The sequence below is a fragment of the Enterovirga rhinocerotis genome (assembly GCF_004363955.1).
Classification (GTDB): Bacteria; Pseudomonadota; Alphaproteobacteria; order Rhizobiales; family Beijerinckiaceae; genus Enterovirga; species Enterovirga rhinocerotis.
On the sequence record NZ_SNZR01000015.1, the window covers coordinates 175,298 to 196,172 of the forward strand.

General features: G+C 67.7%; 18 protein-coding genes and 1 other RNA gene. 14 read left to right on the forward strand and 5 right to left on the reverse strand.

Features of this window, described 5'->3' with window-relative positions; translation table 11 throughout:
- Nucleotides 1–41: 41 nt before the first annotated feature.
- Entirely contained in the window at nt 42–1,892 is a 1,851-nt protein-coding gene (locus tag EV668_RS19765) for an ABC transporter ATP-binding protein (protein ID WP_133773350.1), read from the reverse strand.
- A gap of 149 nt (nt 1,893–2,041) precedes the next feature.
- Nucleotides 2,042–2,377, reverse strand: a transfer-messenger RNA (tmRNA) gene (ssrA, locus tag EV668_RS19770).
- 113 nt (nt 2,378–2,490) lie between these two features.
- Here ssrA and dnaN point away from each other — a divergent pair.
- Entirely contained in the window at nt 2,491–3,621 is a 1,131-nt protein-coding gene (dnaN, locus tag EV668_RS19775; protein ID WP_133773352.1) for a DNA polymerase III subunit beta, read from the forward strand.
- A 55-nt stretch (nt 3,622–3,676) separates the two neighbouring features.
- Nucleotides 3,677–4,033: a PAAR domain-containing protein gene (locus EV668_RS19780; RefSeq protein WP_133773354.1), complete on the forward strand. Its 357-nt coding sequence runs from the start codon at nt 3,677–3,679 to the stop codon at nt 4,031–4,033.
- 95 nt (nt 4,034–4,128) lie between these two features.
- Here the strand turns inward: EV668_RS19780 and EV668_RS19785 are convergent, their stop codons facing one another.
- Nucleotides 4,129–4,608, reverse strand: a complete 480-nt coding sequence (locus EV668_RS19785) for a hypothetical protein (protein WP_133773356.1) — start codon at nt 4,606–4,608, stop codon at nt 4,129–4,131.
- Nucleotides 4,609–4,788: 180 nt separating this feature from the next.
- On the opposite strand from EV668_RS19785, the gene EV668_RS19790 reads away from it, so the two are divergent.
- The 5 genes from EV668_RS19790 to truA are packed head-to-tail and all read left to right on the forward strand — an operon-like array spanning nt 4,789 to nt 8,379.
- On the forward strand, nt 4,789–5,328 hold the full coding sequence (locus tag EV668_RS19790) for a type III secretion system chaperone family protein (RefSeq protein WP_133773358.1): 540 nt from the start codon (nt 4,789–4,791) through the stop codon (nt 5,326–5,328).
- Between the two features lie 53 nt (nt 5,329–5,381).
- Nucleotides 5,382–6,167, forward strand: coding sequence for a hypothetical protein (locus EV668_RS19795; protein ID WP_133773360.1), 786 nt, complete (start codon nt 5,382–5,384; stop codon nt 6,165–6,167).
- Between the two features lie 31 nt (nt 6,168–6,198).
- Nucleotides 6,199–6,720 carry a peptide deformylase gene (gene def, locus EV668_RS19800; protein ID WP_133773362.1) on the forward strand — a complete coding sequence of 174 codons (522 nt, stop codon included), beginning with the start codon at nt 6,199–6,201 and terminating at the stop codon, nt 6,718–6,720.
- Nucleotides 6,717–7,631, forward strand: coding sequence for a methionyl-tRNA formyltransferase (gene fmt / locus EV668_RS19805; RefSeq protein WP_133773364.1), 915 nt, complete (start codon nt 6,717–6,719; stop codon nt 7,629–7,631). Before def ends, fmt begins: the two co-directional genes overlap by 4 nt.
- A gap of 1 nt (nt 7,632) precedes the next feature.
- Complete coding sequence (gene truA / locus EV668_RS19810; RefSeq protein WP_133773366.1) at nt 7,633–8,379, forward strand: tRNA pseudouridine(38-40) synthase TruA; 747 nt, start codon at nt 7,633–7,635, stop codon at nt 8,377–8,379.
- On the opposite strand, the gene EV668_RS19815 is transcribed toward truA, so the two are convergent.
- Nucleotides 8,364–9,305 carry a LysR family transcriptional regulator gene (locus tag EV668_RS19815; protein WP_133773368.1) on the reverse strand — a complete coding sequence of 314 codons (942 nt, stop codon included), beginning with the start codon at nt 9,303–9,305 and terminating at the stop codon, nt 8,364–8,366. The genes truA and EV668_RS19815 overlap by 16 nt on opposite strands.
- 181 nt (nt 9,306–9,486) lie before the next feature.
- On the opposite strand from EV668_RS19815, the gene EV668_RS19820 reads away from it, so the two are divergent.
- From EV668_RS19820 to EV668_RS19850, 7 genes are all read left to right on the forward strand, one after another.
- The gene (locus EV668_RS19820; RefSeq protein ID WP_133773370.1) at nt 9,487–11,112 is read left to right on the forward strand and encodes a flavin-containing monooxygenase; all 1,626 of its coding nucleotides are present in this window, start codon (nt 9,487–9,489) and stop codon (nt 11,110–11,112) included.
- A 180-nt stretch (nt 11,113–11,292) separates the two neighbouring features.
- A complete protein-coding gene (locus EV668_RS19825) occupies nt 11,293–12,288 on the forward strand; it encodes an alpha/beta hydrolase (protein WP_133773372.1) in 996 nt (331 codons plus the stop codon).
- 136 nt (nt 12,289–12,424) lie between these two features.
- Nucleotides 12,425–13,684 (forward strand): ABC transporter substrate-binding protein, encoded by a 1,260-nt coding sequence (locus tag EV668_RS19830; RefSeq protein ID WP_133773374.1) that lies wholly within the window; start codon nt 12,425–12,427, stop codon nt 13,682–13,684.
- A 178-nt stretch (nt 13,685–13,862) separates the two neighbouring features.
- Nucleotides 13,863–14,768, forward strand: a complete 906-nt coding sequence (locus tag EV668_RS19835) for a branched-chain amino acid ABC transporter permease (protein ID WP_133773376.1) — start codon at nt 13,863–13,865, stop codon at nt 14,766–14,768.
- Nucleotides 14,765–15,760 (forward strand): branched-chain amino acid ABC transporter permease, encoded by a 996-nt coding sequence (locus EV668_RS19840; RefSeq protein ID WP_133773378.1) that lies wholly within the window; start codon nt 14,765–14,767, stop codon nt 15,758–15,760. The genes EV668_RS19835 and EV668_RS19840 overlap by 4 nt, the downstream gene beginning before the upstream one ends.
- Nucleotides 15,760–16,527, forward strand: coding sequence for an ABC transporter ATP-binding protein (locus tag EV668_RS19845; RefSeq protein WP_133773380.1), 768 nt, complete (start codon nt 15,760–15,762; stop codon nt 16,525–16,527). The genes EV668_RS19840 and EV668_RS19845 overlap by 1 nt, the downstream gene beginning before the upstream one ends.
- Before the next feature lie 16 nt (nt 16,528–16,543).
- Nucleotides 16,544–17,257 carry an ABC transporter ATP-binding protein gene (locus EV668_RS19850; protein WP_133773382.1) on the forward strand — a complete coding sequence of 238 codons (714 nt, stop codon included), beginning with the start codon at nt 16,544–16,546 and terminating at the stop codon, nt 17,255–17,257.
- A 48-nt stretch (nt 17,258–17,305) separates the two neighbouring features.
- On the opposite strand, the gene EV668_RS19855 is transcribed toward EV668_RS19850, so the two are convergent.
- A complete protein-coding gene (locus EV668_RS19855) occupies nt 17,306–20,830 on the reverse strand; it encodes a hybrid sensor histidine kinase/response regulator (RefSeq protein WP_133773384.1) in 3,525 nt (1,174 codons plus the stop codon).
- Nucleotides 20,831–20,875 lie beyond the last annotated feature (45 nt).

The following is a 20,875-nucleotide window of genomic DNA, read 5'->3' on the forward strand; positions in this document are numbered from 1 at the left end:
TCGAAGCAGGCACAACGGTCGCGCGGGCTTCGAGGCGGGCGCTATTCCGCCGCCTGCGCCTCCTTCTCGCCGAGGAAGCCGCCGGATTGGCGGTGCCAGAGCCTCGCATAGAGGCCGCCCTTCGCCAGAAGTTCGCCGTGGCTGCCCTGCTCGACGATTCGGCCGTGATCCATCACGACGAGGCGGTCGAGGGCGGCGATGGTCGAGAGGCGGTGGGCGATGGCGAGCACGGTCTTGCCCTCCATCAGGGTGGACAGCGCCTCCTGGATCGCCGCCTCGATCTCGCTGTCGAGGGCGGAGGTCGCTTCGTCGAGGACGAGGATCGGTGCATCCTTCAGGATGACGCGCGCGATGGCGATGCGCTGGCGCTGGCCGCCGGAGAGCTTGACGCCCCGCTCGCCGACATGCGCGTCGAGCCGGCGACGGCCCTTGTGGTCGACGAGGTCCGCGATGAAGCCGTCGGCATGGGCGAGGCGCGTGGCGCGCTCGATCTCCGCGTCGCTGGCACCCATGCGGCCATAGGAGATGTTCTCGCGGATCGAACGATGCAGGAGCGAGGTGTCCTGCGTGACGACCGCGATCTGGCGGCGGAGCGAATCCTGCGTGACGCCGGCGATGTCCTGCCCGTCGATCGTGATCCGCCCGCCTTCGAGGTCGTGCAGGCGCAGCAGCAGGGAGGTCGTCGTGGTCTTGCCGGCCCCGCTCGGCCCGACCAGCCCGACCTTCTCGCCCGGCCGGATCGCGAGGTCGAGATCCGTGATCACGCCCGTCTCGCGTCCGTAATTGAAGGTCGCGCGGTCGAACCGGATCGCGCCCTCGGTCACGGCGAGGTCCGGCGCGCCCGGCGCGTCGACGACGGCATGCGGGCGGGCGATCGTCGCCATCGATTCCTGCACGACGCCGATATTCTCGAAGACTCCGCGCACCGTGTGCATCACCCAGCCGGACATCGTGATGACCCGCATGACGAGGGCGAGACCGGCGGCGATCTCGCCGGGCGTCATCTGCCCGTTCATCCACAGACGCAGCGACAGGGTGGCCGTCGCGACGAGGAGGGCGCTGTTCATGAAGGCGAGGGCCGCCGTCACGCCCGTGATCAGGCGCATCAGGTCGAGGAAGCTGCGCAACCATTGGTCCAGCGCGTCCCGCACGGAGGAGCGCTCGTCATCCGTGCGGGCGAAGAGCTTGACGGTCAGGATGTTGGTGTAGCTGTCGACGACGCGCCCGACCATGAGCGAGCGGCTTTCGGAATTGGCGAGGGAGCGGGTCTGGGCGCGCGGCACGAAATACCACATCAGCGCGCCGTAGCCGGCGATCCAGAGCGCCATCGGCAGGGCCAGCCAGAGGCTGATCGAGCCGAAGAGGGCGAGCGCGGTGACGGCGAAGATCAGGACATAGACGAGCGTGTCGAGCAGCGTGACCGCGATCTCGCGGATGGCCGGGCCCGCCTGCACGATGCGGTTCGCGAGCCGCCCCGCGAAGTCGCCCTGGAAGTACCCGACCGAATGGCGCAGCGTGTAGAGATGCGTCCGCCAGCGGATCAGGTTGGTCGTCTGCGGCACGATGATCTGATTCTGGACCAGCTCGTCCAGCGATTGCAGGAGCGGCCGGACGACGGCGATCAGGAGCGCGGCCAGGAGCAGCAGATGGCCGTGATCGGCCAGGATCGTCTCCGGGCTCGAGCGCGCGAGCAGGTCCACGAACCAGCCGACGAGCAGATAGAGCGAACTCTCGACGATCCCCGTCACGACCGAGATGGCGAGGAGGACGCCGAGCCAGCCGAGGACCGGGCGCAGATAGTGCCACATGAAGCGGGCGACGCTCGTCGGCGGCATCTCGCTGTCCGAGAACGGCGCGAACGGATCGATGAGGCTTTCGAGGCGCCGGAACATGGCTTTCGGTGGTCTTTCGGGCGTCGCGCGCGGGAGGCGGCCGGGATGCGGGTGATGGCGCGGCGACGGGCAACGCGTCTCGGGCCGTTTGGTTACACCACCTCGGATGACGAGCGTGACTCAGGGGCAAAAATGGGAACGGCACCCGAAGGTGCCGTTTCTGTTGCTAGGCTTTCCCGAGCCCCGGATGGTTACGCCGCGAGGCGAACCTCACCCATGTCAACGTTGTCGTTGGCATTTGTGTGTTTGCACTGTCAGGGCCGTAGCTCGCCCAATCGCCGCTGAGCCTTTATCACGCCTAGTCGAACCCAAGTCGTCCCCATCATCAGCCCGCCGCGCGAGGGTCTCTCGTCGAACGGGCTCATGGTGGAGACGGCGGGAATTGAACCCGCGTCCTAAACGCTTATTCCACCCGACATCTACGATCATAGCCGGGTCGCCCCGGCAGTCGGAATATGGGCGATCCGCGCCCGGAATTCAACGGCCTGCCGCAGCGATCGGCGAGTGCTCTTGCGCAGCCGCCCAGGCTTCGCCAATGTGCCGCCCCCGCTTGCACGCCGTCGCGCGGGGTTCCAGGTCAGGGTCGAGAGTCACAGCGATGAAGGTCACCGTCGAGCGCGCCGCGTTGCTGAAGGCGTTGGGGCACGTGCACCGCGTCGTCGAACGCCGAACCACGATTCCGATCCTCTCGAACGTGCTGCTGCGCGCGGAGGAGGGCGGGCTCCGCCTGAAGGCGACCGATCTCGACATCGAGGTGACGGAGACGGTGCGGGCCGAGGTCGTGCAGGCGGGCGCGATCACCGTTCCCGCGCATGTGCTCTACGATATCGTCCGCAAGCTGCCGGACGGCGCGCAGGTCTCGCTCGAGACCTCGGGCGAGACGAGCCAGATGCAGGTTCGCTCGGGCCGCTCGCGCTTCTCGCTGCAGGCCCTGCCGGAGACGGATTTCCCCGACATCGCCGCGGGCGAACTGCCCCACGGCTTCTCGATCGGCGCCTCCGATCTCAAGCGCCTGATCGACAAGACCCAGTTCGCGATCTCGACCGAGGAGACGCGCTACTATCTCAACGGCATCTATCTGCACACGATCGAGGTCGAGGGGGAGGTGCGGCTGCGCGCGGTCGCGACCGACGGCCATCGCCTCGCCCGGATCGAATTGCCGGCGCCCGCGGGAGCCGACGGCATGCCGGGGATCATCGTGCCGCGCAAGGCCGTGGCCGAGATCCAGAAGCTCGTCGTCGACGAGGCGGGCGAGGCCGTTCGCGTCGAACTCAGCCCCGCCAAGATCCGCTTCACCTTCGGCGAGGGCGGCGGCGTCGTCCTGACGTCGAAGCTGATCGACGGCACCTTCCCCGATTACCAGCGGGTCATCCCGGCCGGGAACGACAAGCGGCTGACGATCGAGAAGAAGGATTTCCAGGATGCGGTCGACCGCGTCTCGACCATCTCGTCGGAGCGCGGCCGCGCGGTGAAGCTCGCCATCGCCGAAGGCAAGATGACGCTCTCGGTCAACAACCCGGATTCGGGCAACGCGGTCGAGGAGATCGACGCCGATTACGACGCGGCGCCCCTCGATATCGGCTTCAACGCCCGCTACCTCCTCGACATCACCTCGCAACTCGACAGCGACACGGCCCTCTTCAAGCTCGCCGATCCCGGCTCGCCCACCATCATCCAGGACCGCGAGGAATCGGCCACCCTCTACGTCCTCATGCCGATGCGGGTGTGAGGCGGCGGGCCGGCAGGCCTTGAACCTTCGGGCCCGGCCGCGGCACTATACGGTCATGAGAATCCGTCTTTATCCGCTTGTCGCCCTGGTCGCCCTCGCCGGGCCGGCCGTGGCACAGACCCAGGCCCAGAGCCCGTCTCCCGCTCCGGCGGAAGCGCCGCAACCGGGCGTGATCGCGAGGGGCAGTTCGTCCGTGACGGTCGACGGCCTGCCGGCGGCTCGCTCCGGCGATGCCACCAGCAACGGCGGGGCCGGGGCGGTCGAGGGGTCGCCGAACGTCTTCATCAACGGCAAGCCCGCCGTGAGGGTCGGGGACCGGACGCGCTGCGGCGTCGTGGTGCAGGGCTCGTCCACGGTCTTCGTGAACGGCAGGCCGCTGGCGCGCGCAGGGGATGGCGTCTCGGATTGCTGAGCGTCCGGCGCGCCGGGTCCGAGGTCGCGCCGACATGAAAAAAGCCGATGCGGCGCGAGGCCACATCGGCTGCGAGGCTCCCGAAGGAGCGCTTCTTAACGGATCTGGATGCGCTGGCTGGTCGTCGCCTGGGCGGCGAGCGTATCGGCCATGTTGGTCGTCCCGGCGCCGATGAAGGCGACCGCCTGAGAGCCTGCGAGCGCGTTGTCGGCGCCGGTGCTGAGCGCGTTGGCCGCGTTCGCGATCGAATTCTTGGCTTGCTCCGCGAAGGGATTGGAAGCGCTCGGAGCAGCGACGCCCGACCCCGTGCCGAGCTTCGCATTCGCGATCGGCATCTCGCTGCCCGATGCCTTGAGCGCGGACATCATGTTCGCGGCAGGCGAGGACGCGGTGGGAAGGGAGAGAGCGCTGGACGGCGTGTTCAGCTTGGTGTCGGACACCGTGCTTCCGACCGAGGAAATCTGCGAGGACACGCTGTTCGACAGGCTCGCCGGATCGAGATTTTGAGCCGCCGCTGCTCCCGCTGCCGTTACGGCGACGAAACCAACAAGAAACCGAACTGAAATCTTGCTCATTTCCATGATCCCTCTCAACTGACCTGATCTATACGTTTCAATGCGGCGTTTCGATGGCCTGGACGTGGATTTTCAATGTATCGGTCGAGCCGAGTCCGAATAGCTCTTGCGGTTTGCCGGCGATGGCTGTCTAGCTGTCGCGCGAACCGGCGGGCACCGCCGTTATGACGGGGTAGGACCATGAAGTCACGGGTCGTTGCAGTTCTGGCCGGGACCGTTCTGGCCGTCGGGCTGGCGGGAGGCGCCGCGGCGCAGATCAGGCTCGACCGGCCGGCCGGTGGCGGCGGCGGTGGCTTGGGCGGCGGTGGCGGCGCCCCGCAGCAGCAGACCAATGTCATCGAGCGGATCTCGCCGGAAGCCGCCGTGCGCGTCCTGCAATCGGCCGGCTTCAAGGGTGGCCAGATGCTCAACCTCGATGGCGGCCTCAAGGCCGTGAAGATGGAGGTGAACGGCACGCCCGTCGTGGTCGGTCTCGTCGATTGCAAGCAGGACGGCTGTTCGAGCTACCTCTTCCTGACCAATTTCGGGAAGCAGCAGGTCAATGCCGATTTCCTGAACCGCTTCAACAGCAACAACCGCTTCGCGCGGCTCTACACGAATGACGACGGCGCCGTCGTGCTGCAGCTCGACGGCCAGCTCTATGGCGGGGTCGGGCCCGGCAATTTCGCCGTTTCGGGCGCCATCTTCGGCAACGCCCTCAAGACCCTCCTGTCCAATTGATCGGGACGGTCGGCTCCGCGCCGCGGCTCTCGTCTTGACCGAAGGGCTGCCCTTTGGCCGAGCCGGACAGCCATCCCGAAGGCGCGCCTGACGGCGGACCCGGCCGGCTTGCCCGGCCGCGTCCGACACTCCGCGTCGGCATCACCGGGCATCGCCCGAACAAGTTGCCGGGCGATCTGCCGGAGCGCATCCGGCAGACGCTCGCCGGGACGATGCGCGCGATCGAGGCCTCGCTGCTGCGCCTTCAGGCGTCGAGCCGGCCTGGATGCCGGCTCGTCACGGCCCTTGCCGAAGGCGCCGACAGCCTCGCCGCGGAGGCGGCTCCCGCCCATTGGGAGCGCGAAGCGCTGCTGCCCATGCCGCGGGCGGTCTATGCTGCGGACTTCCTGCCCGAGGGCGAGACGACCAGCCCGGCTCTCGACGCCCTCGACCGCCATCTCGCCTGTGCCGCGTCGGTCACGGAACTGCCCCTCATCGGGCGGGATCCGGCCCCCACCGGTGCCGCGCGCGACCGTCAGTACGAGGCGTTGGGGCGGGCTCTCGTCCGCCGGATCGATTGCCTGATCGCGGTCTGGGACGGGGCCGCGGCCGCAGGAATCGGCGGGACCGCGAGCGTGCTCGCCGAGGCCCTCGACCATGGCATGGGGGTCGTCTGGATCGATCCGGCCGCTCCCGACGGCGCGCGCCTCATCGCGCGTCTCGAACAGGGGGAGGGCGCGCGCCCGGTCTCCGCGCCGGCCGACGACGGCGCGTTCGACGCGCTCGTTTGCACCGCGCTCGCAAGACAGGGTGCCCGGACCCGGTGCGACAGCGGCGCTTCGCCCGCAACGGGCGATTGACCACCCGCGGACGGCATCCTATCTCGCGCCGATGGCCCTCAGAAAGATCCTGGAACTGCCGGATCACCGGTTGAAGCTCGTATCGGCGCCCGTCGGCACCGTGACGGACGAGATTCGCGCGCTTTCGGTCGACATGCTGGAGACGATGTACGATGCCCCGGGCATCGGTCTCGCCGCGATCCAGATCGGCGTACCGAAGCGGCTCGTCGTGATCGACACCGCCAAGAAGGATGAGGAGCGCCGGCCGATCGTCCTCGTCGATCCCGAGATCACCTGGACCTCCGAGGAGCTTCGCGTCCACGAGGAAGGCTGCCTCTCCATCCCGGACTATTACGAGGAGATCGAGCGGCCGGATCGTATCCGCTACCGCTACCGCGATCTCGAGGGCGTGGTGGTCGAGGCCGAGGCGGACGGGATCCTCGCGACCTGCCTCCAGCACGAGATCGACCATCTCGACGGGACGCTGTTCATCGACCACCTCTCGCGGCTCAAGCGCTCGCGCGTCGTGAAGAAATTCGAGAAGGCGGCAAAGCGCGACGCCGCGGGCGGATGAGCCTGCGCGTCGTCTTTATGGGGACGCCGGCCTTTGCCGTTCCCGTGATGGAGGCCGTGGCGGAGGCGGGGCATGCGATCGTCGCGGCCTATACGCGCGCTCCGGCCGCGACGGGACGGGGGCTGAAGCAGCGGCCGTCGCCGGTCCATCAGGCGGCCGAAGGCCGGGGGATCCCGGTCCTGACGCCGCCGAATTTCCGCGATCCGGCCGATCGCGCCGGGTTCGAGGCGCGTGAAGCCGATGTCGCCGTGGTCGTCGCCTACGGCCTGCTGCTGCCGAAGCCGATCCTGGACGCGCCGCGCCTCGGCTGCCTCAACCTCCATGCCTCGCTCCTTCCGCGCTGGCGCGGCGCGGCGCCGATCCACCGGGCCGTGATGGCCGGCGACGCGGAGACGGGCGTTGCGGTGATGCGGATGGAGGAGGGGCTCGATACCGGCCCCATCGGGCTCGAGACGCGCATTCCCATCGGCCGGGACCAGACGACCGGAGACCTTCACGACATCCTCGCCGCCGAGGGCGCGCGCCTGATGGCTGAGGCACTCGGCCCCCTTGAAGCCGGGACGCTCGCCTTCCGGCCGCAGCCCGAGGACGGCGTCACCTATGCCCGCAAGATCGGCAACGAGGAGGCGCGAATCGACTGGAGCCAGCCGGCCGGGCGGGTGCACGATCTCGTGCGCGGCCTCTCTCCGGCGCCCGGTGCCTATGTCGAGCTCGATCTCGGCCGCGGTCCGGAGCGCATCAAGATCCTGAGGGGGAAGCCGGAAGCCGGCAGCGGCGAGCCCGGGACTGTCCTGCCGGGCGGCCTGATCGCCTGCGCGGATGGCGCCTACCGGCCGCTTCTCGTGCAGCGCCCGGGCAAGGGGCCGATCGAGGCGGACGCCTTCTGGCGCGGCGTCAAGCCGGCGGCCTGAGATGCCCCGCTATCGGCTCGTCGTCGAGTATGACGGCACGCCCTTCTCGGGCTGGCAGCACCAGCGCAACGGCCGCTCCGTTCAGGAGGCCCTGGAGCGGGCGCTGGGGCGGTTCCTCGGCGAAGCCGTCCGGCTGCATTGCGCCGGCCGGACCGATGCCGGCGTCCATGCCTCGCATCAGGTCGTTCATTTCGACGTCGCGCGCGAATGGCGGCCCGATACGATCCGCGACGCTGCGAATGCGCATCTGCGTCCGGATCCCGTCGCCGTCGTCGCGGCCTTTGCGGCGCCGCAGACGTTTCACGCTCGCACCTCGGCGATCCGGCGGCACTACGTCTATCGCATCCTGAACCGCCGCTCCCCGCCGGCTCTGGACCGGACGCGTTACTGGCACGTGCCGTGGCGGCTCGACGCGGCGGTGATGCACGAGGCGGCGCAGACGCTGATCGGACGCCACGATTTCACGACCTTCCGCGCCTCGGAATGCCAGGCCAACAGTCCGATCCGGACGCTTGAGCAGCTCGACGTGACGCGGGAGGGCGACGAGATCCGCGTGAAGGCGGCGGCGCGGTCCTTTCTCCATCACCAGGTTCGCTCGCTCGTCGGCACGATCGCTCAGGCGGGGGGAGGGCGCTGGAGCGTGGCCCAGGTCCGGGCCGCGCTCGATGCCTGCGACCGGGCGGCCTGCGGCCCCCTCGCTCCCGCGGCGGGACTGACATTCGTCGGTGTCGATTACGAGGGGGAGTGAGCCGTCCCCGCGTCGGGCCGCCAGTACCGCCAGGGCGGCGGGTCGGAGAAGGATTCGTCGAGGAAGTCGAGAAAGGCCCGGACCCGCGTGCTGAGATGCCGCCGGCTCTGGTAGACGACGTAGATCGGATCCTCTTCGTGACTCTGGTGGTCGGGGAACAGCTCGACCAGTTCGCCTGAGGCGAGAGAATCGGCGACCTGGAATTCGGTCAGGCGCACGATCCCCATCCCGGTCCGCGCCAAGGCCATCAGCATCGAGGCCTGGTTGCTGAGGACGGCGGCGTCGATATCGAGCGCGCGCGATGGCGAACCCTCGCCGCGGACCGTCCAGATCCGCGCGCCGATGCTCGGGATGAAGTTCAGGCAGACATGCCGGTCGAGGTCGTCGGGGTGGGACGGGGCGCCGTGGGCGGCCAGATAGTCCGGCGCCGCGCAGATGATCCAGCGCGTGCTTGAGAAGCGGCGCGCGACGAGCGAGGAATCGTGCAGCGCTCCCACCTGGATGGCGACGTCCATCCCCTCTCCGAGGAGGTTGCCGGGATCGATTCGCAACTGGACCTCGACCTTGAGCAGGGGATGCCGCCGGCAGAATCCCTGCAGCCTCGGCGCGAGGGCATGGGTCGCGAAGATCGGCATGGAGCGGATCCGTAGCGTCTCCCGTCCGACATGGCCCGAGAACACGGCGGCATCGGCCGCCTCCACGGCTTCGATCGCGGCCAGGCTCGCCTTGTAAAAGGTTTCACCCTCGGGGGTCAGCGCGATCGCGCGGTGGGCGCGTCGGAACAGAAGGACCCCGAGCCTGGCCTCGATCCGCGAGATCAACTTGCTGACGGCCGAGGGCGTCAGAGCGAGATTGCGTGCGGCGGCCGAGAAGCTGCCGTCCTCCGCGGCGCGGACGAAGACGAGCATTTCGGCGTAGCGGTTCATGGCTCGAAGTGTGAATTCAGTTCACGCAGGGTTTGAATTCTAGGAAATGGATTGATCCCGCGCAAGCGATTATGGTGGTAGCCCTGTTGCGCGGATTGAGGGCGGACACTCGCCTCGCGCCACCAAAAAATACAGCGCCGAGCCAAAGGCTCCCGCGCGTCGAGATTGGAGGAGAGACACAGTGTCTGCGACACAGACGAACGGTTCGGGCCCGAAGGCCCTTGACGCCATCATCATCGGCGCCGGCTTTTCCGGCCTCTACCAGCTCCACAAGCTGCGCGACGAACTCGGGCTCAATGTCCGCGTCCTGGAGAAGGGCGCCGGCATCGGCGGCACCTGGTACTGGAACCGCTATCCGGGCGCGCGCTGCGACAGCGAGAGCTACTACTACTGCTACTCCTTCAACAAGGAGATCGAGCAGGAATGGGAGTGGAGCGAGCGCTATCCCGAGCATCCCGAGATCCGGAAATACCTGAACTTCGTGGCCGACCGGCTCGACCTCAAGCGCGACATCCAGCTCGAGACGAAGGTCGTCGGCGCGTCGTTCGACGACGCCACGAACACCTGGACCGTCGAGACGGAAAGCGGCGAGACCTTCAAGGCCCCGTTCCTGATCACCGCGGTCGGCTGCCTGTCGACGACGAACGTGCCGAAGTTCAAGGGCCTCGAGGACTTCAAGGGCAAGTGGTACCACACGGGCGACTGGCCGCATGAAGGCGTCGACTTCTCCGGCAAGCGCGTCGGCCAGATCGGAACAGGCTCGACCGGCATCCAGGCCGTTCCGGTGATCGCCGAGCAGTCGAAGCACCTGACCGTCTTCCAGCGCACCGCCAATTACAGCATTCCGGCCCGCAACGCGCCTGTGACGCAGGACGATATCCGTCTCACGCGCACGCATTACGACGACATCTGGCGCCGCGCGCGGGCCAGCACGAACGGTCATCCTTTCACCGTCTCCGAGCAATCGGCGCTCGCGGTCTCCGACGACGAGCGCGAAGAGATCTTCGAGAAGGCCTGGGCCCGCGGCGGGCTGCGCTTCCGCGCGGCGTTCAGCGATGTCCTGATGAACCCGAAGTCCAACGAGGTCGCCTCGAACTTCCTGCGCAGCAAGATCAAGGAGATCGTGAAGGATCCGGAGGTCGCGGAGCGACTGACGCCCTACGATCACGGCTTCGCCACCAAGCGTCCGCCGATCGACACGAACTATTTCGATACCTTCAACCGGGACAACGTGCTCCTCGTCGACCTCAAGAAGGAGCCGATCGTCGAGATCACCGAGAAGGGGATCCGGACGACGGAGAAGGAATACGAGCTCGACATCGTCGTCTTCGCGACCGGCTTCGATGCGCTCACGGGAGCGCTGCTCTCGCTGAACATCGCCGGCAGCAAGGGCTATCAGCTCAAGGAGGCGTGGGCGGCCGGTCCGCGCACCTATCTCGGCCTTCAGACGCCCCACTTCCCGAACCTGTTCACGATCACCGGTCCCGGCAGCCCGTCGGTGCTCTGCAACATGCCGATCGCCATCGAGCAGCATGTCGACTGGATCACGGCCTGCATCAAGGACATGCGGGAGAAGGGGCTGAAGCGGATCGAGGCGGAGCCCGACGCGGCCGAGAAGTGGGTCGAGCACGTCAATGCGGCCGCCGATGCGACGCTGCTGCCGATGGCGAGCTCGTCCTGGTATCTCGGGGCCAACGTGCCCGGGAAGCCGCGGGTCTTCATGCCCTATGCCGGAGGGTTCGCCCGCTACACCGGGATCTGCGATGAGGTCGCGCAGGGCGGCTATCGCGGCTTCTCTCTGAGCTGAGAGACCGGCTCCCGCCGGCGGACGAACGCTGCGGGACGGCGGGCCTCGGGCCCGCCTCGAGAGACGCGGGCAGGTGCGCCCGCGAGGGGCGCCGCCCGCTGCTGCGGCGCCCTGCGAACGACACCGCCAAATCAACCACCCGGTCACGATGCCGGTTCGGGAAGGACTTGAGGAGAGGCCATGCGGGCAGTCCATCCGGACGTGGAGGCGCTCATCGCGGCCGGCAAGGCTGCGGGCAGCCTGCCGTTCGAGGCGATGTCGCCGGACGAGGCGCGCCGCGCCTATGCATCGCGCCGCGATCTCCTGCAGCTTCCGCCCGATGCCGTGTCCGAGAAGCGCGACATCACGATCGCGGGCCCCGGCGGTCCGCTCGCGCTCCGGCTGTATCGCCCGGTCGGCGCGACGGCTGACGAGATCCTGCCCTGCCTCGTCTACATGCATGGCGGCGGCTGGGTCTTCGGCAATCTCGAATCCCACGACGGGCTCTGCTGCCGCCTCGCGAACGAGGCGGGGTGCTGCGTCGTCGCCGTCGATTACCGCCTCGCGCCCGAGCATCCGTTCCCTGCCGCCGTCGAGGATTGCGCGTCGGCCTATGGCCACGTGGCGCGCGAGGCGGGCTCTCTCCGGGTCGACCCGGGGCGTCTCGCGCTCGGCGGCGACAGCGCGGGCGGCAACCTTGCGGCGGTCCTCGCGATCATGGCGCGCGACGGGAGCCTAGCCCCCGCCCGGTTCCAGATCCTCCTCTATCCCGTGGTCGATCTCGACCGGACGATCGAGGATTACGGGCCGAACAGCCCAGGAATGACGATCACCGGGGCGACGATGGCGTATTTCCTCGACCACTACGCGCCGGACGTCTCGACGCGCGCGGATTGGCGGGCCTCGCCGATCAAGGCCGCGACGCTTGCCGGGCTCCCGCCCGCGCTGGTCGTGACCTGCGGCCACGATCCGCTGGGGGAGGAAGGGCGGCGTTATGCGGAGCGGCTGGAGCGGGACGGCGTGGCCGTGACGGCGCTGCATCTCGCCGATCAGACGCACGGCATCCTGACCATGACGAAAGTGATTCGTCCGACGGCCGGCATCATCGCCTATGTGGGTGCCGCGCTGCGTGGAGCGTTCCAGAGCGCCCCGTCCGGCGACGCGCCGGCGGCAGCGACCGGAGCGGCCGGGCATTGAGTCCCTCTGCAGAGGTAATCAGGGTGCGCGCCAATAAACCGGCTTGCGCAAGATCGAGGGAATGGCCAGGGTTCATCCCGACGTCAAACAAGACGAGCGGGGGGGAAAACCCTCAGAGATACCAGGGAGGAATGGAATGAGTGAGATCAAGAGCGGTATCGGGCGCCGCACCTTCATCGGCGGTGCCGTTGCCGGAGCCGCGGTCACTGGCTTCCCGCATATCGCGGGCGCCCAGGCGAAGGTCATCAAGGTCGGCATGCCGACGATCCTGTCGGGCCGCGTCGCGATCCTTGGAACGTCGAGCATTCCCGGCGTCCAGGTCGCGTTCAACGCCATCAACGCCGCCGGCGGCATCGATGGGCGCAAGCTCGAACTGGTCACCCGCGATTCCAAGGGCCGTCCGGACGAGGCGGCGAAGGTCACGCGCGACCTGATCAACAACGACGGCTGCGAAATCATCCTCGATGGCGAAGCCTCCTCGGGCTCCTTCGCCGTGCACGAGGTCATCCGCGATCTCGGCGTCCTGTGCCTCCACACGAACTCGGAATCCTCGACCCTGACGGCCGACCCGAAGCAGAAGGTCAAGACGGCCTTCCGCTGCGCCCGCCAGGGCATCCACGACGCGGTGGCCGGCGGCTCCTACGCGGCGAAGATCGCCAAGGAGAAGGGCCTCAAGAAGTGGATGACCATTTCGCCGGACTACGCCTACGGGCGTGACAACACGGCGGAGTTCATCCAATACGCCAAGGTCTTCGAGCCGTCGATCGAGGTGGTCGACCAGCTTTGGCCGAAGCTGTTCGCGCCGGATTACACCGAGAGCATCACCAAGACGATGCAGGTGAAGCCGCAGGCCGTGTATTCGGCGCTGTGGGGCGGCGATCTCGTCGCCTTCATCGAGCAGTCGAACCTCTATCGCGTGTTCCAGAACACGGCCTTCTTCTCGGGAGGCCTCGGCGATCCGCCGATCCTGACGGCGATCAAGAACCTGCCCCAGGGCCTGAACACGGCCTATCGCTACAACAAGAAGTTCCCCGACAATCCGGGCAACGAGCAGTTCAACGACGAGTACGTCAAGCTCGTGAAGCACGAGCCGACGAACTGGGGCTGGCAGAACTTCGTCGCGGCGAATTTCGTCATCGAGGCGCTGAAGCGGACGGCCGGCAAGACGGACGGCGCTGCGCTCGCATCCGAGGTCAGCGGCATGCAGCTGAAGACGCCGCTCGGCGTCGGCGGCACCATCACCATGCGCGACACGGATCATACCATCATCAACTACCCCGTCGCCTGGGGTAAGACCGTGTCGAAGGCCCCGTGGGTCGTCGATTACGTCGATACCGAGTGGTCGAAGATCCTCGAGATCGAACAGCAGTGGAAGAAGGAGAAGGGCTGGGCCTGATCTCGGTCCCCCGGGCTCTTTCCCGTCCTCTTGCGGGAGAAGGCGATCGGCGCGCTGCGACATGAGAGGTCGCATCCTCGCGTCGCCGATCCGGCCTCTGCCGCTCACCGTCTCCGGGCCTCGGCCCGGAGACTTCATGTCCCGCAAGGGACATCCGATCCGTTAGTCGGAGTCTCCGTTGAATCTCGAAGCCCTGGCCTCTTGTCTCTCGACAAGCGCCTGCGCGGTCACGCAGGTCTCAACCGCGCTCATCATCGGCATGCTGCTGTTCATGGTGGCGTCCGGGCTGTCGCTGATCTTCGGCGTGCTCGGCGTGATCAACTTCGCGCACGGCGCCTTCTACATGGTCGGCGCCTATTTCGCCTACGCGGCCTACCAGGCCACGGAGAGCTTCGCGGTCGCCTTCCTCGCCGGTGCGCTCGGCGTCGGGTTGATCGGCATCCTGTTCGAACGCTTCATCATGAGCCGCGTCTACGGCAAGGACGTGCTGATGCAGCTCCTCGTCTGCTACGCCGCGATCCTGATCTTCGATGACCTCGTGAAGATCATAGCCGGGCCGGAATACAAGATGATGGGCATGCCGGAGGCGTTCGCTCTGCCTCCGCTGGAATTCGGCGGTGGCTTCGTGCCCGCCTATTACGTCTTCATGATCCTGGCGAGCCTTGCGATCGGTATCGGCCTGTGGCTCGCGATCGAGAAGACGAGGCTCGGGAAGATCGTGCGGGCCTTGGCCATCAATCCCCCGATGGTGAGCGCGCTCGGCATCAATACGACCATGCTCTATGCCGGGGTCTTCGGCGTCGGCAGCCTCCTCGCCGGCATCGCCGGCGCGCTCGCGGCCCCCACCCGGACCCTGACGCCCGGCATGGGCCTGTCCATCCTGATCGAGAGCTTCATCGTGACCGTCATCGGCGGGATGGGCTCGATCGTCGGCGCGCTGATCGCGGCGCTGCTGATCGGATTCACCCGCGCCTTCGGCGCGATCGGCTTTCCCCTCTTCGTCGACGGCTTGATGTTCGCCATGATGGCTCTTGTTCTGATCTTGAAGCCGAGCGGACTGCTCGGTCGGGAGCCCGCACGATGAAGTCCGGGGTGCTCCGCGACCTCGCAGTCGGCGCCGTCCTCGTCGCGCTTCTCCTGGTCCTGCCGATCCTCTTCCCGAAGCCCGCGCTGAGGGACTTTCTGATCTACGTCATGGCCTACGGGCTTCTGGCGATGTCCCTGAACCTGCTCGTCGGGCTGACGGGGCTCGTCTCGTTCGGACATGCGGCGTTCTTCGCCTCCGGCGCCTACATGTTCGGCCTGCTCATGCAGAGCGGAACGGTCGGCATCCCGGTCGCGATGCTGGCGACGGTGGGCGGCACGGCGGTCCTGGCGCTGGTGATCGGAGCGATCTGCGTGAGGCTGAAGGAGATCTACTTCTCCTTCATCACGCTCGCCTTCCAGATGTTCATCCACTCGATCATCCTGACCTGGGTGAGCCTCACGGGCGGCGACCAGGGGCTTCGCGGCGGCATTCCGCGCCCGCCCTTCCTCGGCATCGACCTCAATGACGCCATGACGCTCTACGTGTTCTGCGTCGTCGTGTTCATCCTGTGCATCGCGATCATGCGGCAGGTGTGGCGCTCGCCCTTCGGCTTCACGCTGCGGATGATCCGCGACAACCCGACCCGTGCGAACTTCCTCGGCGCCGACGTCGTGCGGGTGAAGCTCGGCATCTTCGTCCTCGCCGGATCGATGGCGAGCGTCGGCGGTGTCCTGCTCGCGCTGTTCGTGTCCGGCGCCTATCCCGAATTCGGCTTCTGGACGACGTCGGGCGAGGCGATCTTCATGATCATGCTCGGCGGCAGTCAGCTCTTCATCGGTCCGGTCATCGGCGCCGTGCTGCTGCGGCTGCTCGATCACTTCGTGACGATCTACACGGACCATCACGGCCTCGTGCTCGGCGCCGTCATCCTCGTGATCGTGCTCGGTCTGCGCCAGGGCGTCGCCGACTACATCGTCGACTGGCTCGAACGCAGGCGCGAGACGCGGGCCGCCGCGGCCTCGGTCGCCTCCGAGAAAGGAGCGGCCTGATGCTCTCGGTCCAGAACCTCTCGAAGAGCTTCGGCGGCGTCCAGGCGACGCGCGATGTCTCGATCGACTTCCCCGACGGCTCCCTGACGGCCATCATCGGCCCGAACGGCGCGGGGAAGACGACCTTCTTCAACCTGATCTCCGGAGCGATCCGGCCGGATGCCGGCAAGGTCGTCTTCGCGGGGCAGGACATCGTCGGCCGTTCGAGCCTCGAGGTCGTCCGGCTCGGCATGGCGCGAGCCTTCCAGGTCGCCGCCCTGTTCCCGAGCCTGACGGTCAAGGACGCCGTCACGGCCGCCGTGACGTCGCATCAGCGCAAGTCCTGGACCCTGCTGCAGCGCTTCCCGCTCGAGGGCACGCAGCATCGCACCGACGAGATCCTGGAACTGCTGGGGCTCTCCTCGAAGGCGAACACGCTCTCGCGCAATCTCAGCCACGGCGATCAGAAGCTGCTCGATATCGGCCTCGCCCTCGCCATGGACCCCAAGGTCCTGCTTCTCGACGAGCCGACGGCAGGAATGGGACCCGACGAGCGCTGGCGCATGATCGGCAAGGTCCAGCATCTGTGGGAAGTGAAGAAGATGACCGTGCTCTTCATCGAGCACGACATGGATATCGTCTTCAAGATCGCCCAGGCGATCCACGTGCTGAAATACGGTGCGGTGCTCGCCCAGGGCACCGCCGACGAGATCAGGCGCAATCAGGACGTCATCGACGCCTATCTCGGGACCGACCACCATCTCGCCCATGCGGCGGGTCAAGAATGACGGCCGGAGGACAATGATGGCCGAACCACTTCTCAAGATCGCCGGCGCCGATGTCTTCTACGGCGCCAGCCAGATCCTGTTCGGGGTCGATTTCTCCGTCGAGAAGGGCCAGACGATGGCGCTTCTCGGCCGGAACGGCGCCGGCAAGTCGACGACGTTCAAGATGATCGCCGGGCTCGCCCCGCCGAGCCGCGGCGAGGTGCGCCTCGCGGGCGAGACGGTCTCCGGCAAGCCGCCGTATCGGATCGCCCGGGCGGGGATCGGCTACGTGCCCGAGGATCGCCAAGTCTTCCCGGAGCACACCGTCGACGACAACCTGATCGTCGGTGCCAAGAAGGGGCCGCGCGGCGATGCGCATTGGACGACGGAGCGCATCTACGAGGTCTTCCCGATCCTCGCGGGCATGAAGACCCGCCTGGCTGGCCGTCTCTCCGGCGGCGAGCAGCAGATGCTGACCATCGCGCGCACGCTCATGGGCAACCCGGACGTGATCCTGCTCGACGAGCCCTCCGAAGGGCTCGCTCCGATCATCGTCCAGGCGATCGCGGATCTGATCCGGCGGCTGCGCGACATGGGCGTCACGATCATCCTTGCCGAGCAGAACATGCATTTCTGCCTCGGCATCGCGACCCATGCGACGGTCGTCGACAAGGGGCAGATCGTTTATCGCGCGACGATCGAAGAGCTGCGCCACAACGAGGAAATCAAGAGCCGCTACCTCGCGGTGTAGGAGCGGCTGCGCGCGCTCGGCTCGGCGGGCCGAGCGGACGGCGTGGCCTCACTCCGCGGCCAGGCGCGTCGCGCGCGCCCGGCCGAGAAGGGCCCGCAGCGCTGCCGGCTTCACGGGCTTGTTCAGCACCGCGACATGGGCCGCGTTCGCGTTCTGCGCGACGCCTTGCGACTGATCGGCCGTGATCAGGATCGCCGGCAGGTCGTCGGCGACCTTCCGGCGGATGGCGGCGATCGCGGCGAGCCCGTCGCCTTCGTCGAGATGGAAATCGGCGATGACCACATCCGGCGAGCGGTCGAGGCGGCCGAGCGCGGCCAGCGCCTCGTCGCCCGAGGCGGCCGTCGTCACCTGACAGCCCCAGCCCGCGAGAAGTTGCAGCATGCCGTCGCGCACCGACGGTTCGTTGTCGATGGCGAGCACGGCGAGGTCGGCAAGAGGCGTCGCGTTGCGCCGACGCTGCTGGGCCGGCGGAGGCGGTGCCGCGGTCGCGCGCGTCAGCGGCAGCGTGACCGAGAAGACCGAGCCGCGGCCGGGGCTCGAGCGGAGGTTGATCCGCAGTCCCAGCACCTTGCCGATGCGGTCGACGATGGAGAGCCCGAGGCCGACGCCACGGGCGGCCTTCGCCCCCTCGGGCAGGCGCCGGAACTCGCGGAAGACGGTCGGCTGGTCGGCATCCGAGATCCCGAGGCCGGTATCCCAGACCTCGATCCGCGGCGTGTCCCCGCATCGCCTCACCCCGACCAGCACCCGGCCGGACGCCGTGTATTTGATGGCGTTCGAGATCAGGTTCTGAAGCAGGCGCCGCAGGAGGCGTCGATCCGTGCGCACCGTGACGGATGTGCGGAGGAAACGGAGCGAGAGCCCCTTTTCCTGGGCGCTCGGCGCGAATTCGCGTTCGAGCTGGCGGAGGACCTCGTCGAGGGACACCGCCGCGTATTGCGGCGGGAGCGCGCCGGAATCGAAGCGCGAGATGTCGAGCAGGGTCGTCAGGATCTCCTCGACCGCATCGAGCGAGGCGTCGATGTTCTCGGCGAGCTGGGCATCGGGCGTCCGGCGCGAGCGCTCGAGGAGCGAGGTCGCGTAGAGCCGGGCGGCGTTCAGCGGCTGCAGGATGTCGTGGCTCGCCGCGGCGAGGAAGCGGGTCTTCGTGGCGTTGGCGTCGTCCGCCTCCTGGGTCTTGCGGCGGAGTTCCTCGTTGAGGTGCATCAGCGCCTCCGTCCGCTCACGCACGCGTGCCTCGAGCGTCTCGTTCTCGCGCTCCCGCGCCTCCTCTTCGGCCACGGCCTCGGTGACGTCGGTATAGGTGGCGATGAGGCCGCCCTCGGGCAGATAGTTCGAACGGATCGAGATGACGCGGCCCGAGGCCAGGCGCAGGCGCACGGGCCCCTGTTCGTGCAGCATCGAATGGAGGCGCTGCGCGATCAGGTCGTCGACACGGCCCGGCCCGTAGGCGCCGCGTTCCGCGTTGGTCCGCACGATTTCTTCGAGGCCGACGCCGATCCGGATCAGCTCCGGCGGGAATTCGTAGAGATCGATGAAGGACTGGTTCCAGGCGAGAAGACGCAGATCGGCGTCGAGCACCGTGATGCCCTGCTGCGCGTGGTCGAGGGCGTGCTGCAGGAGGTCGCGGTTGTGCTTCATCGCGGCCGACGCCTCGTCCAGGAGGCGGAGAGCGGCGGAGCCGGAAAGGTTGCGGCGGCGCAGCGCCAGCGAGAGCGCGAGCCGTGACGAACTCGCCCCGATCGCCGAGGCGAGCAGATGCTCGGCATAGCGCAGGAGATGGATGTCCGCTTCCTGCCGTCCGTCGAGGGGGATGCCGCGTGATTGCGCATAGCCCGCGAAGGAGCGGTGCGTCCGTTCGTGCCCGAGGAAGCGGGCCACGCTCGCCCGCAACTCGTCGATCGTGACGTTCGCGTTCAGGAGCCTGAGCGAGGGGGAGATCGGCACGGACCGGTCCCCGACGAAGGCGACGGCCTGGATGCGCTCCAGCGCTCCGGCATTGCGGATGAGGGACACCGAGACATAGGCGAGGAGGTTCAGGCCGAGGCTCCAGAGGGTCCCGTGGGTGAGCCGCGGCAGGTCCGTGCCGAACAGCGAGATCGGGTTGAGCGCGCCGATCCCGAGCGGGCCGTCCTGGATGATCCCCTCCCAGGTCGATCCGGCGACGAGGACCGGCAGGAGCAGCGTATAGGTCCAGACCCCGAGCCCGACGAGCAGGCCGGCATTGGCGCCCGCTTCGCTCCCCCGCCGCCAGATCATGCCGCCGACGAAGGCCGGAGCGATCTGTGCGATGGCGGCGAAGGACAGCAACCCGATCGAGGCGAGGGCGTCGTCGCCCGCCACCTGGTAATAGAGGTAGCCGAGCATCGTGACGGCGACGATCGCGATGCGGCGGATCGTGAGGACGAAGGCTCCGAGGTTCGGCAAGTCCCCGCCTGGCCGGTTCTCGGCCGAGAAGGCCCGGCGCCGCAGGAGCAGCGGCAGGACGAGGTGGTTCGAGATCATGATGGACACGGCCACCGTGTCCACGATCACCATGGCGGTCGCGGCCGACAGGCCGCCGACGAAGGCGAGCAGCGCCATCGTCTCCGATCCCAGCATCAGCGGCAGGGTGAGGACGGTCATGTCGCGATCGGCCGAGGGCGGCAGGACATGCAGCCCGGCGAGCGCGACCGGCACCACGAACAGGTTGATGAGGACGAGGTAGAGCGGGAACAGCCAGGCCGCCTGACGCAGATCGCCCGGCGAGCGGTTCTCGACGACCGTCATGTGGAACTGGCGCGGCAGGAGCAGGGCCGCGCACGAGGACAGCAGCACCAGCGTCAGGTAGTTCACGGCCGACGAGGTCGGCCCGAGCGAGTGGTGGACGGGCCCGTCGTTGTGAAACTGCGCGGCGATCTCCGAGAAGCCGGAGAAGCTGAAATAGACGACGAAGAGGCCGACTGCGAGGAAGGCCGCCAGCTTGACGATCGATTCCACGGCGATGGCGAGGACGAGGCCGTTCTGGTGCTCCGTCGCGTCCGCGTGGCGCGTCCCGAAGGCGACGGCAAAGCCCGCCAGGACGAGCGCCACGATGAGCGCGAGATCGCCGAAAATGGGTAGTGGAGGCGGGCGGCCCCCGCTTTCGGTGACGATGAAGACCGAGAGCGACGAGGACACTGCCTTCAATTGCAGCGCGATATACGGAATCGTCGCGACGAGGGCGATGACGCAGACCAGCGCGGCCACACTCTCGCTCTTGCCGTAGCGCGCCGCCACGAAGTCCGCGACGGAGGTGATGTTCTGCGCCTTGGCGATGCGCAGGATCCGCAGGACGAACGGATAGCCGAGCCCGATGACGAGGACCGGCCCGATATAGATCGTGAGAAAGTCCAGGCCGGAGCGGAAGGCGAGCCCGACGGAGCCGTAGAAGGTCCAGGACGTGCAGTACACGGCCAGGGCGAGCGCGTAGATGGTGCCGCGGAGGGGCCGCCGCATGATTCTCCGCCCGGCAAGATCGCCCCAATGGGCGATGGCGAAGAGCAGGCACAGATACACCAGCGCCGTCAGGACGACGATCCAGCTCTGCGTCACCGGAAGTTCTCTGTCGATGGCACGGTCGTCGAGCCTAGCCGATGT

What these genes read in the sequence shown, in the direction of transcription:
- EV668_RS19765 (WP_133773350.1), bottom strand. Translation starts at nt 1,892, where the DNA reads ATGTTCCGGCGCCTCGAAAGCCTCATCGATCCGTTCGCGCCGTTCTCG.
- dnaN (WP_133773352.1), top strand. Translation starts at nt 2,491, where the DNA reads ATGAAGGTCACCGTCGAGCGCGCCGCGTTGCTGAAGGCGTTGGGGCAC.
- EV668_RS19780 (WP_133773354.1), top strand. Translation starts at nt 3,677, where the DNA reads ATGAGAATCCGTCTTTATCCGCTTGTCGCCCTGGTCGCCCTCGCCGGG.
- EV668_RS19785 (WP_133773356.1), bottom strand. Translation starts at nt 4,608, where the DNA reads ATGAGCAAGATTTCAGTTCGGTTTCTTGTTGGTTTCGTCGCCGTAACG.
- EV668_RS19790 (WP_133773358.1), top strand. Translation starts at nt 4,789, where the DNA reads ATGAAGTCACGGGTCGTTGCAGTTCTGGCCGGGACCGTTCTGGCCGTC.
- def (WP_133773362.1), top strand. Translation starts at nt 6,199, where the DNA reads ATGGCCCTCAGAAAGATCCTGGAACTGCCGGATCACCGGTTGAAGCTC.
- fmt (WP_133773364.1), top strand. Translation starts at nt 6,717, where the DNA reads ATGAGCCTGCGCGTCGTCTTTATGGGGACGCCGGCCTTTGCCGTTCCC.
- truA (WP_133773366.1), top strand. Translation starts at nt 7,633, where the DNA reads ATGCCCCGCTATCGGCTCGTCGTCGAGTATGACGGCACGCCCTTCTCG.
- EV668_RS19815 (WP_133773368.1), bottom strand. Translation starts at nt 9,305, where the DNA reads ATGAACCGCTACGCCGAAATGCTCGTCTTCGTCCGCGCCGCGGAGGAC.
- EV668_RS19825 (WP_133773372.1), top strand. Translation starts at nt 11,293, where the DNA reads ATGCGGGCAGTCCATCCGGACGTGGAGGCGCTCATCGCGGCCGGCAAG.
- EV668_RS19830 (WP_133773374.1), top strand. Translation starts at nt 12,425, where the DNA reads ATGAGTGAGATCAAGAGCGGTATCGGGCGCCGCACCTTCATCGGCGGT.
- EV668_RS19840 (WP_133773378.1), top strand. Translation starts at nt 14,765, where the DNA reads ATGAAGTCCGGGGTGCTCCGCGACCTCGCAGTCGGCGCCGTCCTCGTC.
- EV668_RS19845 (WP_133773380.1), top strand. Translation starts at nt 15,760, where the DNA reads ATGCTCTCGGTCCAGAACCTCTCGAAGAGCTTCGGCGGCGTCCAGGCG.
- EV668_RS19850 (WP_133773382.1), top strand. Translation starts at nt 16,544, where the DNA reads ATGGCCGAACCACTTCTCAAGATCGCCGGCGCCGATGTCTTCTACGGC.